Origin of the sequence: Flavobacterium enshiense (assembly GCF_040750275.1) — a bacterium.
Classification (GTDB): domain Bacteria; phylum Bacteroidota; class Bacteroidia; order Flavobacteriales; family Flavobacteriaceae; genus Flavobacterium; species Flavobacterium enshiense_B.
The window spans coordinates 220,014-235,418 of record NZ_JBDOCV010000004.1; the positions used below are offsets into that span (position 1 = coordinate 220,014).

Annotated in this window: 15 protein-coding genes; 12 read left to right on the forward strand and 3 right to left on the reverse strand. The window is 38.4% G+C overall.

Annotated features, from left to right (window positions below):
• Positions 1–61: 61 nt before the first annotated feature.
• The 8 genes from ABGT15_RS07610 to ABGT15_RS07645 all read left to right on the forward strand — a co-directional run bounded on the left by ABGT15_RS07610 (position 62) and on the right by ABGT15_RS07645 (position 7,081).
• Positions 62–934, forward strand: coding sequence for a DUF6929 family protein (locus ABGT15_RS07610; protein ID WP_367230832.1), 873 nt, complete (start codon positions 62–64; stop codon positions 932–934).
• 111 nt (positions 935–1,045) lie between these two features.
• On the forward strand, positions 1,046–1,546 hold the full coding sequence (locus ABGT15_RS07615; protein WP_367231104.1) for an RNA polymerase sigma factor: 501 nt from the start codon (positions 1,046–1,048) through the stop codon (positions 1,544–1,546).
• A 2-nt stretch (positions 1,547–1,548) separates the two neighbouring features.
• Positions 1,549–2,457 carry a hypothetical protein gene (locus ABGT15_RS07620; RefSeq protein WP_367230833.1) on the forward strand — a complete coding sequence of 303 codons (909 nt, stop codon included), beginning with the start codon at positions 1,549–1,551 and terminating at the stop codon, positions 2,455–2,457.
• A gap of 31 nt (positions 2,458–2,488) precedes the next feature.
• Positions 2,489–2,962, forward strand: a complete 474-nt coding sequence (locus ABGT15_RS07625; RefSeq protein ID WP_367230834.1) for a hypothetical protein — start codon at positions 2,489–2,491, stop codon at positions 2,960–2,962.
• A gap of 32 nt (positions 2,963–2,994) precedes the next feature.
• A complete protein-coding gene (locus ABGT15_RS07630) occupies positions 2,995–5,163 on the forward strand; it encodes a YfbK domain-containing protein (RefSeq protein WP_367230835.1) in 2,169 nt (722 codons plus the stop codon).
• Positions 5,164–5,169: 6 nt separating this feature from the next.
• A complete protein-coding gene (locus ABGT15_RS07635) occupies positions 5,170–5,775 on the forward strand; it encodes a hypothetical protein (RefSeq protein WP_367230836.1) in 606 nt (201 codons plus the stop codon).
• Positions 5,776–5,811: 36 nt separating this feature from the next.
• Positions 5,812–6,552, forward strand: coding sequence for a hypothetical protein (locus tag ABGT15_RS07640; RefSeq protein WP_367230837.1), 741 nt, complete (start codon positions 5,812–5,814; stop codon positions 6,550–6,552).
• A gap of 1 nt (position 6,553) precedes the next feature.
• Positions 6,554–7,081, forward strand: a complete 528-nt coding sequence (locus tag ABGT15_RS07645) for a hypothetical protein (RefSeq protein ID WP_367230838.1) — start codon at positions 6,554–6,556, stop codon at positions 7,079–7,081.
• A 43-nt stretch (positions 7,082–7,124) separates the two neighbouring features.
• On the opposite strand, the gene ABGT15_RS07650 is transcribed toward ABGT15_RS07645, so the two are convergent.
• Positions 7,125–8,759: an ABC-F family ATP-binding cassette domain-containing protein gene (locus ABGT15_RS07650; protein ID WP_367230839.1), complete on the reverse strand. Its 1,635-nt coding sequence runs from the start codon at positions 8,757–8,759 to the stop codon at positions 7,125–7,127.
• A gap of 156 nt (positions 8,760–8,915) precedes the next feature.
• On the opposite strand from ABGT15_RS07650, the gene ABGT15_RS07655 reads away from it, so the two are divergent.
• From ABGT15_RS07655 to ABGT15_RS07670, 4 genes are all read left to right on the forward strand, one after another.
• Positions 8,916–10,091: a P1 family peptidase gene (locus ABGT15_RS07655; RefSeq protein WP_367230840.1), complete on the forward strand. Its 1,176-nt coding sequence runs from the start codon at positions 8,916–8,918 to the stop codon at positions 10,089–10,091.
• 54 nt (positions 10,092–10,145) lie between these two features.
• Positions 10,146–10,583 (forward strand): SRPBCC domain-containing protein, encoded by a 438-nt coding sequence (locus ABGT15_RS07660; RefSeq protein ID WP_367230841.1) that lies wholly within the window; start codon positions 10,146–10,148, stop codon positions 10,581–10,583.
• A 63-nt stretch (positions 10,584–10,646) separates the two neighbouring features.
• Positions 10,647–11,996, forward strand: coding sequence for a T9SS type A sorting domain-containing protein (locus tag ABGT15_RS07665; protein ID WP_367230842.1), 1,350 nt, complete (start codon positions 10,647–10,649; stop codon positions 11,994–11,996).
• 64 nt (positions 11,997–12,060) lie between these two features.
• Complete coding sequence (locus ABGT15_RS07670) at positions 12,061–13,518, forward strand: PKD-like domain-containing protein (protein WP_367230843.1); 1,458 nt, start codon at positions 12,061–12,063, stop codon at positions 13,516–13,518.
• Between the two features lie 45 nt (positions 13,519–13,563).
• On the opposite strand, the gene ABGT15_RS07675 is transcribed toward ABGT15_RS07670, so the two are convergent.
• Positions 13,564–14,184, reverse strand: coding sequence for a DEAD/DEAH box helicase (locus ABGT15_RS07675; RefSeq protein ID WP_367230844.1), 621 nt, complete (start codon positions 14,182–14,184; stop codon positions 13,564–13,566).
• A 40-nt stretch (positions 14,185–14,224) separates the two neighbouring features.
• Positions 14,225–15,388 (reverse strand): sigma-54-dependent transcriptional regulator, encoded by a 1,164-nt coding sequence (locus ABGT15_RS07680; RefSeq protein WP_367230845.1) that lies wholly within the window; start codon positions 15,386–15,388, stop codon positions 14,225–14,227.
• Between the last annotated feature and the right edge of the window lie 17 nt (positions 15,389–15,405).

The following is a 15,405-nucleotide window of genomic DNA, read 5'->3' on the forward strand; positions in this document are numbered from 1 at the left end:
TAGAAGCTAATTCCCGCTATCCGCTGTATCTTTTTTTGCCACTTATGACAGCAAAAAAAGGATGCCGCTGCTATCGGGGCTAAACCCAGAATACAACATCATGCACAAATTCACCTTGGAGATTCTTTTTCAGATTATCGGCATCGGTTCGGCTTCCGGCCTTATTTATAAAAACAATCAGTTATTGGTTGTTGGCGACAACAGCAGTTATCTGTACGAATACACTATCGAAAACAAAGCACTCAACCGTCATCCGCTAACGGAAAACCCATCGGAAAACATCGCCAAAAAAGAAAAACCGGATTTTGAAGCTGTTACGGAATTTGAAGGCAAAATCTATGTTTTCGGCTCCGGTTCCACCGAAGAACGCAACAAAATGATTGAGTTGGATGCGCAAACAAAAGCGGTAACAGCAACTACTGATTTAAGCGATTTATATTTATCCATGCAGAGTTTTGCCGAACTTCCCGAAGGCGATTTAAACATCGAGGGCGTCGTTCGCAACCAAAACGAGTGGTTTTTCTTTAATAGAGGAAATGGCGCTAAAGGGAAAAATATAGTCTTTACTGTTCAGGGCAAAAACCTAATGGAAGAATTCAACATCATCACCAACGAATACAAACTTCCTAAACTGAAAGGTATTCGCGCCAGTTTTACCGATGCCGTTTTAATTGGCGACAAAATTTACTTTCTGGCAACCGCTGAAAACACCAATTCCACCTATAACGACGGTGAAGTTTTGGGAAGCCTTATCGGAAGCATTGATACCCAAACCATGAAAATTGAATTCACCAAAAAAATTACCGATACCCATAAATTCGAAGGTTTGTCGCTTTATAAAGAAACCGACAATGAGCTTACTTTCTTATTATGCGAAGACAACGACACCGAAGAATTGAAGGCTTCTGTTTTTCAGTTAATCCTAAGAAAGTAATTTTTTTTAAAAAAATTTTATCCCTGCTCCAACCTTTTTCCTTTTTAAGTTCTCTTTACTTATAAAGACCATATTGTGATCGACGAAAAAATACTAACCGCCTGTAAAAAAATGCACCGTGATGCCCAGCGTCAGGTGTATGAAATGTTGGCACCCAAGCTGTATCGTACCTGCAAGCGGTATCTTAAAAAGGAGGAAGAAATCGAGGAAGTGTTGGCCGATGCTTTCTACACCATCTTCACCAAAATGGATCAGTTGAAGGAATTGGGAGCATTTGAAGCCTGGGCCAGAAAAATTACCGTGAACCATTGCCTTTATCAGTTAAAACGCAATGTGAACTTTAATTTGTATCTGGAAGACACCAAACTTTCGCATCATCCGGAAAGCGCTGCAGCAACACAATTGGAAGAAGAAGATTTGCTCAATTTGGTGCAACAACTTCCGGAAGGCTGTCAGGCGATTTTTAATCTGTTTGTCATTGAAGGCTACGGACATAAAGAAATTGCCGAAATGCTGAACATTTCCGAAGGCACGTCCAAATCACAACTGAATGTGGCTAAAACCAAATTAAAGGAGTTAGTCAACCGTCTTTATTACCAACAAGCTCGTTAATCATGGAACAGGAAAAATTATATCATCAAATAAAAAAGGCTGCCGAAAACGCAGAATTCCAAGACTTTCCCGCAATGGACAAGGTTTGGAACCGCGTGGAAAGCAAACTCGACCAGAAACTCCTGAAAAAGGAAAACAGCCGCTGGAAAAAAATTGCAGTGGCCGCTTCGGTGCTGTTAACTGTTACAACTGTGTATCTGTTTTTTAAATGGAATAATGCAATCGGCACGCAAGAAAAAAACATCGTAGTACAAGATTCGGTTGTTAAAACACCTTTAAAAGAGGAGAATAAAGAAGCAGTAGCACTTCATCCTGAACTAAAACCGGAAACGGAACAACTTATTAACGATCAGGTTAGAAAACAAACCGAAACTGTTGTCAGCACTTACGTTCCGAGAGAAAAAATATCGGAAGTAACGCCTACGGAAGCTCCCATAATGAGTGAAACCATCATAGAAAAAGACAAAACCGGTAAATTGCTGAAACCGCGTCCGGAAACTATTTCAGTGGTTCCTAAGCAGAATTCGACTGGCACAACCTTTCGAACAGATCAGGACTTTTCCACTACAACTGCTAAATCCGTACAACAAAAAGATAAACCATTAGTAGTGGTTAACGGGAAAGCTGTAACCGGAAAAGAGTACAATTTAAATGGTGAAGATGTCGAATCGGTTGTGGTTTTGGACGATCCGTTGTACATCATAAACGGAACTTATTATACCGAGCAACAACTCTTTGGCCCGAATCCGACCAGTCCTTACGCACCTTTGGACAAACAGGAAATTGAAACTGTTTCCGTACTTCAAGGGAAAAAAGCCACTGACATTTACGGAGACAAAGGCAAAAAAGGCGTCGTGATCATCGCCACCAAAAACGGAAAACCGGCCAAACTTTTCGAAAGGAAAAAATAGCATATCCATTTTAACTTAAAAACTCAATATCATGAAAAAAATTAAAACATTTTCATTAGGCATCGCTATGCTTATAAGTTTCCTAACCTTCGCACAAGAAAAAACAGTTAGCAATTTATCTGAAAACAAGCAGCTCACTACACCAAAACCATTACATCAAGACGAAAAACCCTTAGTTTACATTAACGGCAAAACCGCAGGAGAAATGGATTACTTTAAATACAGTTCATTCAACAATATTAAAGACAAAAACATTGAATCAACTGTAGTTTTAAATAATCCTTTATATATTATAAACGGCAAATCTTATACGGAAAAAAAACTCTTCGGACCGAATCCGACTGCCAATTATGCCTCTTTAAAACCGAAGTACATTAGAGAAGTTCTGGCATTCCATGGAAGGGAAGCAACTGAGAAATACGGCAGCAGAGCAAGAAATGGAGTCATCCAAATCACTCTCAAAACCGAAAGTTTTAAGACGTACTTCAAGAGAACAGAAAACTAGCATACCTACGTTTCACATAAAAAATCAGTATCATGGAAAAAATTAAAACATTTTCATTAGGCATTGCTATGCTTATCAATTTCCTAGCGTTCGGACAGGAAAAAACCATTACAGGTAAAGTTATTGAAGGAGGATTACCGCTTCCGGGTGTTTCAGTAGTAGTGAAAAAAACTACTCGTGCCACTCAAACCGATATAGACGGTAATTACAGTATCAAAGCTAAAACCGGAGAAATTTTGGTGTTTTCCTTTATCGGAATGAAAGAACAATCGATTACAGTTGGAGCTTCCAACATCATCAACGTAACCATGGCTGGAGAATCGATGCATTTGGAAAATATAATGGTTACAGCACTTGGAATAAAATCAAAACGAAATGCCACTACATCATCCAATCGAGTGGTTAAAACCCAATATCTAACGCATAAAGCCAATCCGAATGTAACACAAAGCCTTGCCGGAAAAGTATCCGGCGTACAGATAACCAACGGTTCAAAGGATACAAAAATTGTACTTCGCGGCAACCGTTCGGTTAATCATGATAACAAAGCTTTAATTGTTGTCAACAACCAGATTGTAACTGCGGAAACACTTCGAAAGCTTAAACCCGAAAATATCGAATCGACAAATGTGCTAAAAGGAGCGCAAGGTGCCGCTTTATATGGTGAACAGGGTGTAAACGGCGTTATCGTTGTAAAAACCTTCTCCAACTTATCCCGAAAAGATCAGAAGGAATTGGATAAATTATTGAAAACGGATAAAAAAGGACAACAAACGGTTGTTCCGATAGTTATACCAAACGAGGAAGATTACGATTCTTTCGTGGAAAATCCGTTTACCAATCCTAAAAATGAGGCGTTATCGACTTTTTCCATCGATGTGGACAATGCGTCCTATACTAACATCCGACGTTTCATCAACAATGGGCAGAAAGTACCTAAAGATGCGGTTCGCGTGGAAGAAATGATCAACTTTTTCAAATACAATTATCCGCAGCCGGAGAATAAACATCCGTTTTCCATCAATACCGAATACAGCGACTGTCCTTGGAATGAAAATCACAAACTGTTAAAAATCGGATTGCAGGGAAAAAACATCCCAACCGATGCTTTACCGCCCTCCAACCTTGTATTTCTGATCGATGTTTCAGGTTCGATGAACTCTCAAAACAGATTGCCGTTATTGAAAGAATCCATGAAAGTATTGGTCAACCAATTGCGCAAAGAAGACAAAGTAGCCATGGTGGTGTATGCCGGAGCAGCCGGATTGGTCTTGCCTCCTACCAGCGGCGCAGAAAAACAGACCATCATTAATGCACTGGATAATTTAGAAGCAGGTGGAAGTACGGCAGGTGGCGCCGGAATCGAATTGGCTTACAAAACGGCTCAGGAACATTTCATCAAAGACGGAAACAACCGCGTGGTTTTAGCAACCGATGGCGATTTCAATGTGGGCGCGTCTTCGGATAAGGATATGGAAACGCTTATCGAAGAAAAAAGAAAATCCGGTGTTTTCTTGACTTGTTTAGGCTACGGCATGGGCAACTACAAAGACAGCAAAATGGAAATTTTAGCCGATAAAGGCAACGGAAACTACGCATACATAGATACCATTCAGGAAGCAAATCGTTTTTTAGGAAAAGAATTCAAAGGTAATTTATATGCTATTGCCAAAGATGTGAAAATCCAGATCGAATTCAATCCGAAACACGTACAAAGCTACCGTTTGATTGGTTATGAAAACCGAAAACTAAACGCCGAAGATTTCGAAAACGATGCCATAGATGCCGGAGAATTAGGCAGCGGACACACCGTAACCGCTTTGTATGAAATCATTCCAACGGGCGTAAAAAGCGAGTTCAACAAAGAAACTGCCGAATTGAAATACAGCAAAGTAGCTACCAATACGGACAAATATTCCGGCGAATTGGCTACGGTAAAATTCCGCTACAAAAAACCGGATGGCGATAAAAGTACCGAAATGGTTCAGGTGATTGAAAATCTGTCCGGAACTATCAATTCGGCCTCTAACGACTTAAAATTCAGTGCTGCTGTAGCCTGGTTCGGATTGAAACTGAGAGATTCTAAACTGGTAACCAAAAAGGCATCATCCGAAATAAAAGCATTAGCTTTGCAAGGAAAATCTGAAGATTCAGAAGGATACAAAGCTGAATTTATCCGATTGGTGGAGGCGGTAAATTAGATCTTGATGAAAAGACTTTTTCTGTTACTTTTTCTCTTCTCTCTTTCAAGAGGATTCTGTCAACAAAGAGAAATCACCATTCAAAGTTATTCCTTTATGCGTTCAAAAGGTTTTAGCATTAAAATTATGGAGTTCGAAAATCAAATGATGATTGAAGCCAGATTGTTAGACAGTATCTCCGACACAATGAGCAACGACAAACAGTACAAAAAAATAATAAAAAATCATGATTCAAAAGAACCTAAGGATTTTCGAATTAAAGAACCTGACGAAATAACGTTTAGTGAAATTATCAGTAAATATGCAACGCTGGAAAAGGACACATTAATTATAAACAACTCACAATGCATTGACTTTCAAAATTCGTTTCATCAAATCTTTAAAACTCCATTGGATGTTTTAGAGAATAAAAAACGGGTTCGAATTGTATTGGATGGACATATCGTCACTTTTACAATTAAAAATAAATCAGCAAAAGCATATCTCCAACTCCGTTCTCCTAATGAAAATTCACATCCTGTTTTATTTAATTTTCTAAAAGAAGCGATTGCTTTATTCAGAAAAGAGAAAAGTAATGATTTTTTAGAAGCTGCTTATATTTTCAGCTATTGATCTGCATAACCAACAAGTAAAATACATTTACAAACCATGAAGTTATCATTTTCACATCTTATAATTTTCTTCTTCACAGGCTTTTCTTTTGCCCAAAGCCATAAGACAACCTGTGAAGACGGAGTAAAAAAAGCCTTGCTCGATTTTAAAAAAGGAAACTTTGTTTTGAAAACCTTAGGACAAAATATTGACAAAGATTTCGATCCTTTTATGATAAAAGTCGCTAAAGAAAAGTACAATATTCGATTGTCTTATTCCGATTGTGTCCAATTTCCTAATGAGAAATGCTATCGTAAAACTATGGATGAAAAAGTGTTTGCAAAATTCGGCAGTGATATTGAAGCCAAAATCGAAACGGAAGCTTTAGTGGAATTCAAACAATCGGAACTTTACAGAAAAACCATTCAACCTAAAATCGATACCGGATTTGTTTTTACAATCGTTCATGTCCAAGCGAAGTTTTCAGAAAATGAAACAGCAATGCGGGAATATATTAAAACCAATATCCGGGAAATCAAAAACAGTTCATATTGGAATGAAAATATTTCTTTTATTGTTGAGAAAGACGGTTCCTTGTCGAATATTACTTTCTATAAAAAACCGAAAGAGGAAGTAAAAGAGGAAATCACCCGAATTGTAAACCTAATGCCCAAATGGATTCCTGCCAAATATTATGGTGAAACCGTTCGCTTTAAACAAAACATAAGTATCAGTTCGAAACAGGAAATGGAAATGATGGATGAAATCAGAGCAAAAAAAACAAAATCAACCAACTAAAATGAGAAAAATACTTCTTCTTCTAACTGTACTATCGCTTTTCAGTTGTAAAACCTATCCGACATTCAATATTGACGAATTACCTAAAACCGATACGATTTACAAATTGGACTTGTCAAACCGAAATTTCAAATCCCAACCGGATTTATCGGAATTCACCATATTGGATTTAGATTTGTCCCACAACAAGATTGTCAATTTTGAAGAAAAGAAGCTTCCAAAAGGCATTCATACTTTAAATATCAGCAACAATAAACTGTCGAAAAGAGTTATTCTAAAAGAAAAACGAAATTTTAAAAAACTGGATTTCTCTTTTAATAAAATTGAGGTACTTTACTATCAAAACGGAATTTCACAAAACCTGAATCTTTCCGACAATCGTTTAAAGGATCTTCAAATGTCACAATACCAAAAAAAATTGGCTGACACGCTTAACGTTGCTAACAATAAAGATTTAGAGACAAAAAGTTGGCATTTCCCGCAATTTTATAAACACCTGATTAATTACAGCTTGAGTACTAAAAACTAAAAAGCTCCTTTTTAGGAGCTTTTTTATAATCTTTTAGCAAGGCTTATTTCTCAATTTCTTTCAAACTTTCCATTTTCTTGTGCGCTAAGAAACCTTTGATGTCTTCAAAATGTTCTTTCACGCGTTTGTGGCCAAACTCGAATACTTTTTCCGCCAAACCGTCTAAGAAATCACGGTCGTGAGAAACTAAGATTAAAGTTCCGTCGAAATCTCGTAAAGCGTCTTTGATGATGTCTTTGGTTTTCATATCCAAATGGTTTGTCGGCTCATCCAGAATTAGAACGTTTACTGGTTCCAACAGCAGTTTAATCATGGCTAAACGGGTTTTTTCACCTCCGGATAGTACTTTTACTTTCTTTTGAATATCATCACCTTTGAACATGAATGCACCTAACAAATCTTTGATTTTCGTGCGAACATCACCCACAGCAATCTGATCGATCGTATCAAAAATTGACAAATCACCATCTAATAAAGCTGCCTGATTCTGAGCAAAATAACCCACCTGAACGTTATGTCCGATTTCCAGTTTTCCACCGTCATGATCAATTTCTTTCATGATGGCTTTAATCATGGTTGATTTACCTTCTCCGTTTTTCCCAACGAATGCAACTTTCTGACCGCGCTCGATTACCATACTGGCATTGTTAAATACGACATGATCACCATACGATTTAGACAATTCTTCTACAACTACTGGATATTGTCCCGAACGTGGTGATGGCGGGAATTTTAATTTCAAAGCGGATGTATCGACTTCATCCACCTCAACCAACACTAATTTTTCCAACATTCGCACACGGGATTGTACTTGTTCCGTTTTTGAAAAAGTTCCTCTGAAACGTTCGATAAAGGCTTGATTATCGGCTATAAATTTCTGTTGCTCATCATAGGCTTTCTGCTGGTGGATTCTACGGTCTTGGCGCAACACCAAATATTCGGAATATTTTGCTTTGTAATCGTAGATTCTTCCCATCGTCACTTCAATGGTACGGTTGGTAATATTGTCGACAAACGTACGATCGTGGGAAATCACCATTACCGCTTTCGCCTGATTGATTAAAAAATCCTCCAACCACTGAATACTTTCCATATCCAAGTGGTTTGTCGGCTCATCTAAAAGAATCAAATCCGGCTTTTTCAATAAGATTTTCGCCAATTCGATTCGCATTCTCCAACCACCGGAAAACTCCGATGTGGAACGATTGAAATCTTCTCTTTCAAAACCTAAACCTTTCAGTACTTTTTCTACCTCCGCTTCGTAATTCACTTCTTCAATCGAATAGTATTTCTCGGAAAGTTCGGAAACGCGTTCAATCAACTTCATGTAGTCGTCGCTTTCGTAATCGGTACGAATGGTTAATTGCTCGTTGATTTCGTCGATTTCTTTCTTCATGTTCAACACATCCGCGAAAGCTTTGGAAGTTTCTTCCATTACCGTACAATCATCTGCAGTTAGCAAATGCTGTGGCAAATAAGCAATAACCGCATCGCTTGGCGCAGAAATCCCTCCACGGGTTGGCTTGTTTTCACCAGCTACGATTTTTAAAAGTGTCGATTTCCCGGCACCATTCTTTCCCATTAAGGCGATTTTATCATTTTCATTAATGGCAAAAGTGATGTCGCTGAACAAAGTCGTTCCGCCAAATTCTACCGCGATGTCGTTTATTGTAATCATATTTTAAATTCTGAAATTCGATTTTGAAGGTGCAAAGATAATTGAATCTGAAGATACTGCAATTTGAAAAACCATCTATCCCTATTAAAAATTTCTACTTTTGAAAGAATTAACAAACATTTATCAGAATCATTTCGTTTTATTCTTTAAAATTGCTTGATATATCAAATAATTAAAAATGAAAAGAATTACACTTACCGCTATTTAATCTTAACATTAAATAGCTACGCACAAACCAAACCCAGAGCACGAGATTTAGGTGTTCCGTTTGACGGAGTAACAGGAAAAAACAATGCTATCACCGATGTACCAGGCATCGAAGTCGGATACAAAACCCTAATTGAAGGAAATGGAAAACTGGAGCCGGGCAAAGGGCCTGTTCGCACTGGCGTAACCGTAATTCTTCCGAAAGGCAAAACTTCTAAAAATTACCCTATAGCCTGGTTCAACCTTAATGGTGACGGGGAAATGACGGGTATTGCCAATGTAGAAGATTACGGTTTAGGCTATGGTCCTATCGGGATAACCAACACCAATAGTGTAGGAACCGTTCGTGATGCGATTGGGGAATGGAGTTACAAAAAATTCTCGGAAGGTGATTTCATCGATTTCTCCTTCGGATTACCCATTGTGGCAGAAACCTGGGACGGCATGTTAAACGATATAAACGGTTTTCATGTGAAAAAAGAACATGTTTGGGAAGCGTTGGACAATGCTAAAGGCGGTATAGTTCAGGAAGGAAATGTGGGTGGTGGAACCGGCATGGCTTTGTATCATTATAAAGGCGGTAACGGAACAGCATCAAGAACCTTCAAAATTGATGGAAAAGAATACACGTTAGGCGTTTTCATACAGGCAAATTTTGGTGGTAGAAACGATTTAATGATAGCCGGAGTTCCGGTGGGTAAGGAAATCAAAGAATACAAACCGATACTGAATAATCAAAAGCGAAAAGACGGTTCAGCAATTGTAATTGTAGCTACCGACGCCCCTTTATTGCCGAGCCAACTGGAATTGGTCGCGAAAAGAGTAACGCATGGCATCGCCAGAACCGGAACGTTTTCGAATGACAGTTCGGGTGAAATCTTTTTAGCGCTTTCCACTGCAGAACCTGTTACCAACGAAAAGGGAAGCCTGCAAACCTGGAATGTCCTAACCAAAGAGCAACTGAATCCTATTTTTAAAGCAACGGTTCAGGCAACAGAGGAAGCAATCATCAATACTTTGGTTGCGGCGGAAGATATGGAAGGCATCAACAACAATAAATTTTTCGGTTTACCTCACGATATTTTACAAGAGATTTTAAAGAAATACAACCGTTATAAAAAATAAGGTTTCAGATATTTCTTAATTTTAAGTAACTTTAAGGTTTAAATACTATCAATCATGGAAAAAATAAATTTTACAATAAACATCATCGCTCCAAAAGAAAAGGTATGGAAAATACTTTGGGAAGATGCCACGTACCAAAAATGGACGGCCGTTTTCAGTGAAGGCTCCCGTGCAAAATCCGATTGGAAAGAAGGAAGCAAAGTGCATTTTGTGAATGAAAACGACGACGGTATGTACAGTCTTATCGACAAATGTGTAGAAAATGAGATCATGAATTTCAAACACCTTGGCAATGTGAAAAACGGTGTGGAGTTGCCTCTGGATGAAACCACGGAAAGCTGGAATGGGTCCATGGAAAAATATGCACTCGTAGACACCGACAACGGAACCTCTCTTAACTTAGAAATGGACATACTCGAAGACTATCTAGATTATTTCAATGAAAAATTCCCTTTAGCACTAAATATCGTTAAAGAATTATCAGAAAATTAACCCATTTTTAAATCCCTTTTCTGAAAAAAAAAGATTATTTTCGTGCTGATTAAAAATAGATCTATGAAAAAAATCTTTACTCTTTCATTTATTTTATCCGTTTTTTTACTCCTTTCAAGCAATGTTTATTCGAAAGCAAACAAGAATCTCGCTTGTCCGACTGCTTCCATAAATTATGCCGGAACGCCTTTTTGCACAAGCATTAACAATCCTCAAACGGTTACTTTAACAGGTACCGATGCCTTTACAGGTGGATTCTTTACCTCTACTGCAGGATTATTTATAGATAGTCTTACAGGAGCAATCACTCCTAATCTCAGTATGCCCGGAACGTATATTGTTACCTATACAATAGCTCCTGACGGAACTTGTTCTGGCGCAATTACAACAACAATGATTACGATTTTACCCTCACAGAGCATTACCTTAACATCGTCCTCAGCGAATCGAACAGTTTGTCCAAATGAGGTCATTATGAATATTAATTTCGCTATTACTAATGGGACAGGAGCCGCTGTCACAGGATTACCACCCGGAGTAACGGGTGCCTATGCTGCAGGAACTTTTACCATTTTTGGTACACCAACCGCATCCGGGGTTTACACCTATACCATTACAACAACTGGTAGCTGTCCTCCTGTTGCAACTGCTACGGGAACAATAACGGTTTCTGATTCCCCTATTGCCTCTGTAAATAGCAGCACTATTTGTCCTGGTTCAACGGCTACTGTAACGGCTATACCATCATCTTCAGGCACTTATACTTATTCCTGGACGGTTCCGCCGGGAGTAACAAATCCGGGAAATGTAGCCAGTTTTTCTACGACGGTTGGAGGAACATACAGTGTAGTTCTTACTAATACCTCAACGAGCTGCTCGGGCTCAAGTGCTTCGGGAACTGTAACCGTAATGCCAAATTCAGAAAACTTTAGTTTATTCTGCAATACTATTAATGCTTCACAGGTAAATTTCGATTGGAACAATATTACAGGAATTACCACTTTTTATTACAGCTATTCGATTAATGGCGGGCCGATAATGAATGGAAGCCAGGCAGCACCAAGCAGCCTTACCATCACCAACAACGGGCAACCGGTAACTTTTACCATATCAGGATCCGGAAGTGTGTGTGTAGCACCAGTAACGATAACTTGTGGTAATTTAGGTATTCATGAAAACCTTAAGAATGGTATTTCAATCAGCCCAAATCCTGTTATTGATATTTTGAATATCAAAAATCATCAAATCATTAACAAAGTGACAGCTCATAATCAATTGGGACAGAAAGTTCTACAAAAAGAATTCAACAGTTCCGAAATCCAACTTAATTTTTCAGACTTAAAACCAGGAATTTACTTTATTTCAATTGATTCCGAAAACAAACAAAGTAGTTATAAAATCATCAAACAATAAAACTTTGTACTAAAACATTTTTATTATTTTAAAAAGAGTATTAAAAAATACGTAGACCCCATTTATGAAAAATTTTATTATTCTGTTTTTCATTTCTTTTGCATCATTAATTTCGAATGCAAAAACAACTGATTCTGAATCAAAAACAGCTTTTGTTTTAGCTCCTACTATTACACTAACTTCATCTGTAGCAACCACTAACCAAACACTTTGTGGTTTTTACGCCATAACAAACATTAATTATTCCATAAGCGGTGAAGCTACCGGAGCAACCGTAATAGGCTTACCATCAGGGGTTAGCGGAAATTATGCCGCCGGAACTTTTACCATTAGCGGAACCCCAAGTTCTTTTGGAGTTTTTAATTATACGGTTACTACAATTGGTGGTTCTCCAGCTGCTACTGCCTCAGGCACTATTACTATTTCACAATCACCTACAGCAACAGTACAAGTGACCGGTTCAATTTGTAACGGAAGTACACTTGACTTTGCATTAAACAGTAACCTACCGGGAACCACTTATAATTGGGTGGCGACGGCATCAAATATTTCAAATTCTTTTTCACTTTCCGGAAATCAGGACAATATCAATCAGGTTGTTAATTTGACCAATCCTTCCATGAATGGTACTATTACTTACAGTATTATACCAACACAGAATGGTTGTAACGGTAACGTAATTAATGTAAACATTGTTGTAAACCCAGCCCCCGGTGCTCCAATTGCAACTCCAGTTTTTCCTATATGCAATGGCGAATCGACCAATATAAGTATAAACACATTTCCAATGGTTGCCGGAACAACTATTGAGTGGGAAGTTACCAATGTTACCAATGTTATCGGATACTCCAATGGCTCAGGCACAGCACCCTACACAATCATGCAACCGTTATATAACAACTCAACCCAAATGGGTTCTGTTACATATCGTGCAAGAGCTATTCTAAATGGTTGTGGAAGCAGCTACACCGATTACACCGTTCCCGTTTATCCAACACCTTCTGTAATAGCGAATGTTGCAGACAGCTCAATTGATTCAGGACAAACCACTAATATCACCTTATCAAGCCCTGTCGCAGGAACCTCTTTCTCCTGGACAACTAATCAAAACAATGTTTCAGGAGCCAATTCCGGAAATGGAAATTCAATTATCCAAACACTTAACTTAGTAAATACATCACAATCCGGCGATGCAACTTATACTATCATCCCAAATATTAACGGTTGCTACGGAGTCCCTATTGATGTAATTATATCCGTAAACAATAATTTAAGTACCGTTTATTTTGACAAGCCTCTTTTTGTTTTAAGTCCAAATCCAGTAATTGACAATCTTACAATAAAAGGAAATACGATTATTAGCAATGCCACAATTTACAACCAATTAGGGCAGATCGTTCTTAAAAAAGAATTCAACACCAATGAAACACAACTTGATTTATCAAGTCTTAAAACCGGAATTTATTCGATAATGGTAGATTCCGAAAACAAACAGAGTAGTTATAAAATTATCAAACAATAAATAAAAAAGCCCCGATTAGTAATCGGGGCTTTTTTATATTTTTTCCTAATCTTCATCATCCATCTCGAAAAACAAAGGCTCAATCATAATTTTATCGGCCATAATTTCTACTTTTTCAGTAATTTCGGTACAGAAGAAAAGACGCTGTGTTTTAGCGATACTGTCCGAAATTCGGGTGATTTTAGGATCCATACGGTTTTTGAAAAGCACATCTGCATCGTCTACCACAAACATTTTTAACTGGTTCACATCATAACCTGCCGTAGCAAACATGTCATTCAGACGATTTGGCGTCCCGACAAGCACATCAATTCCTAATGAAATCTGGTTTTTATCATAATCCAAATCGCTTTTATCGTGGGTACCGTAAATACGCAAATTGGTATATTTTCCCAACACGCTAAACAGATCCAACATTTCCAACATTTTCTCTTTGTCTTCTACTATGATTAAGGCTCTTGGAGACATCATATGCTCTTTTTCCAAGCGCTGGATAACGTTTAGTACAATCGTTGTTGATTTTCCGCTTCCGCCGATGGATTGAATTACGGCATCCGCACCACTTTTAATGGTGGAAAACGTTTGCTGCTGCATCTCATTGGCTTCAATTAAATCGTTTTCAACAAGTGCTTGCTGTAGTTTGAGGTTTATTTTTTTTAAATTCATTTTTAAAGCTTTAAGCATTTAGCGTTTAGCTGACAGCTAATTATTTACTTGCGAACAACTTCACATCATTTTCTGAAATTTCGTTGCCACCTAAAATGATAAGACGTTCCACTACGTTTCGCAACTCGCGGATATTTCCGGTCCAATCGTATTCCTGGAGGAGTTTTACGGCACCATTTGAAAACTTCTTCACAGCATTTCCTTGTTCCGAAGCAATTTTATCCGCAAAATGATTAATTAACAATGGTATATCATCACGACGGTCATTCAACGCAGGCACTTTAATTAAAATTACGGCCAAACGATGGTATAAATCCTCACGGAAACGCCCTTCAGCGATTTCTTTTTTCAGATCCTTATTCGTTGCTGCAACTACACGAACATCGATTTTGATGTCTTTGTCCGCTCCTACTCTTTGGATTAGGTTTTCCTGTAACGCACGCAATACTTTCGCCTGCGCGGATAAACTCATATCGCCAATCTCATCCAGAAAAATAGTTCCTCCGTTCGCGGCTTCGAATTTTCCGGCGCGGTCTTTTACGGCTGAAGTAAAGGCTCCTTTAACATGACCAAACAACTCACTTTCAATCAATTCCGATGGAATCGCGGCGCAGTTTACTTCTATCAGAGGAGCAGCCGAACGTTCACTTTTTTCATGCAACTGATGGGCTACTAATTCTTTTCCGGTTCCGTTGGGTCCGGTAATTAAAACACGGGCTTCGGTTGGCGCTACCTTCTCAACCATTTCTTTGATTTGATTGATGGGGGCGCTCTCTCCGATCATCTCGTAATTTTTAGAGACTTTCTTTTTCAGGATTTTGTTTTCCACCACCAATTGCTTACGATCTAAAGCATTACGGACAGTATTCAGCAATCTGTTTAAATCCGGCGGTTTTGAAATGTAGTCGAAGGCTCCCAGACGCATCGTGTTGACTGCGGTCTCCAAATCACCATGCCCGGAAATCATCACCATTGGAATTTCTGGCTTTATCTTCTTTACGGCTTCCAATACTTCTTCACCGTCCATTTTTGGCATCTTGATGTCACACAACACCAAATCATAATCCTCGTTCTTGATTTTTTCCAAACCCTGAAGACCATCTTCGGCTTCTTCTACTTTATAGGTATCGCTTTCTTCCGAGAGGATTTTTGTTAAAACCCTGCGGATAGCAGCTTCGTCCTCTATGATTAAAATCTTTGACATTTTTTAGTTTCTGAGTT